Annotated in this window: 2 protein-coding genes; both read right to left on the reverse strand. The window is 75.6% G+C overall.

Annotated elements, in window-relative coordinates; translation table 11 throughout:
- Window positions 1–212: 212 nt before the first annotated feature.
- Window positions 213–1,313, reverse strand: coding sequence for an alpha/beta hydrolase (locus ACFW9D_RS38335; RefSeq protein ID WP_384630101.1), 1,101 nt, complete (start codon window positions 1,311–1,313; stop codon window positions 213–215).
- A gap of 18 nt (window positions 1,314–1,331) precedes the next feature.
- Window positions 1,332–1,751, reverse strand: coding sequence for a DUF4260 family protein (locus tag ACFW9D_RS38340; RefSeq protein ID WP_188338732.1), 420 nt, complete (start codon window positions 1,749–1,751; stop codon window positions 1,332–1,334).
- Between the last annotated feature and the right edge of the window lie 176 nt (window positions 1,752–1,927).

Below are 1,927 nucleotides of genomic sequence, written 5' to 3' on the forward strand. Positions count from 1 at the left end.
GTGTGTGGGGGGGCGGGGGGGGGTGTGGTTTGGGGGTTCGGGCCCGGGGGGGGGGGGGGGGGGGGGGCGGGGCGCCCGGCCGGCGGCGGGGCCGCGGGCCCGGCCCCCCCGGCCGGTGGTGGACGGTGGTCAGGTCGCTCTCGGTCACCCCGAGCGAGGCCAGGGACTGCCAGGGGCGGACCGAGGCGGGACGGCGCGCGGACGGTGTGGCGTCAGTCATGGCGAGGCCTCTCGTCGAGCGGTGCGGGAGACGTGCGGGTGGCGGCGGGAACGGTGAGCTCCTCGGCGGGGGCGCCGCGCAGCCGCAGCCGCAGCAGCGAGCCGAACAGCCAGCGCCGCATGGCGCCCAGGTGGGCGGGGGAGCCGTGGACGTCGTCGAACTCCTTGAAGCGGACGTCCGCGAGGTCGCGGCGCAGCAGCGCTTGGTCGCGGGCCGGGATGATCTCGTCGCGGCTGGAGACCACGTACCGCACCGGCACCCGGACCCGGCGCAGCTGCTGCGGGGTGAGGGCGAACTCGCCCAGCACGGTGCGCAGTTCTGTCTCGTCGTCGGTGCGGGTCAGGCGGCGCAGCGTGTCCACGGTGATCCGGGGGACGCGCGGCCACCAGTCGGAGTCGGAGAAGAAGTCCGCGACGGGGGCGCCCACGGTCAGGATCCGGCCGATCCTGCGGTCCTCGGCGGCCGCCCGCAGCGCCATGTGGCCGCTGAAGCTGAGCGCGAGCAGCGAGGTCTCGGTGACGCGGGCGCGGTGCGCGAGGCTGTCGAGCAGGTACGTCAGCATGCGCCAGGAGTCGGGGGAGTAGCGCAGGGTGTTCTCGCCGACGCCGGGCAGCTCGGTGACGACCACGGCGAAGCCCAGCTTGCGCAGCAGCGGCAGCAGCGGCGCCCACTGCTCCTTGACGCTGACGATGCCGCCCATGACGATCAGCAGCGGCCGCGGGCGGCGCCCGTCCAGGCCGCTCGCCCACGCGGCGAACGTGCCGTCCGGGGTGCGGAACTCGAGGCGCTCGATGCCCTGCCGCTCCTGGCGCCAGCGGTCGAATGACTCCACGCACAGGTGCTGGGCGAGGACCCGGTCGCCGTCGGCGGCGTAGGGGAAGCGGGCGAGGGCGTAGTGGCGGCAGGCGTCCAGGAGGTCGCCGCGGGCCTCGGCGACCTTGCCGGCCGCGGTCCACACGGCGGCCCAGGAAGCCGGGTCGCCGCAGGTGTCGTTGCCGATCCTGTCGAGAACCGCGCTCGCGCGGTCCGGGCTCATGCCCTGGCCGCGGGCGTGCAGCCGGGCGAATTCCGTCAGCTCTTCGAGGTGGTCCATGGCTTCCCGTCCGTCGAGTCAGTGGATGGCGCCGTCGGGGCGCCGGGTGCCGAAGCCGAACGCGCGGTCCACGGCGATGTGCGTGGTCCAGCCGAGCCCGGCGAGCAGCAGGGCGGGGGACGCGGTGAGGGCGCCCGCGGCGACGGTGCCGGCGGCCAGGCGCGGGTCGTGCAGCGTGTTGTAGAGCCGGACGGTGTCCGGGGAGACATGCCCGGGGCCGGCCGGGGGCGTCTTCCCGCGGTGCAGGAACGCCAGGTCGGGGGCGATCAGCGCGGCCCAGAACGGGAGGCTGACGGCTCCGCCGAGGGCGAGGCCGGTGGTGAACGCGGCGGCGCCCACGGCGGCGCTCAGCAGCCGCCCCTCGGGGTGCCGCCAGGTCCACCGGTCCACCGGAGCGGGGCGGGGAACGGGCCGGGCGACCCGGAGATCGGCTGCCATGCGGTCTCCTCTCACAGCGACTTTCGCAGCGGCTTTCACCGCGGCGTTCACAGGGGTTTTCGAGGGGGTTTTCGCGGGGGCTTGCACTGCGTCCAGTCTTCTCGGGCGGGCTTGCGCCCCGCTTGTACGCACACCGGCACGGGAACGCGAGAGGGGCCGGACACCAGGTCCGGCCC

This window comes from Streptomyces sp. NPDC059524 (genome assembly GCF_042749255.1).
Lineage (GTDB): Bacteria > Actinomycetota > Actinomycetes > Streptomycetales > Streptomycetaceae > Streptomyces > Streptomyces xanthii.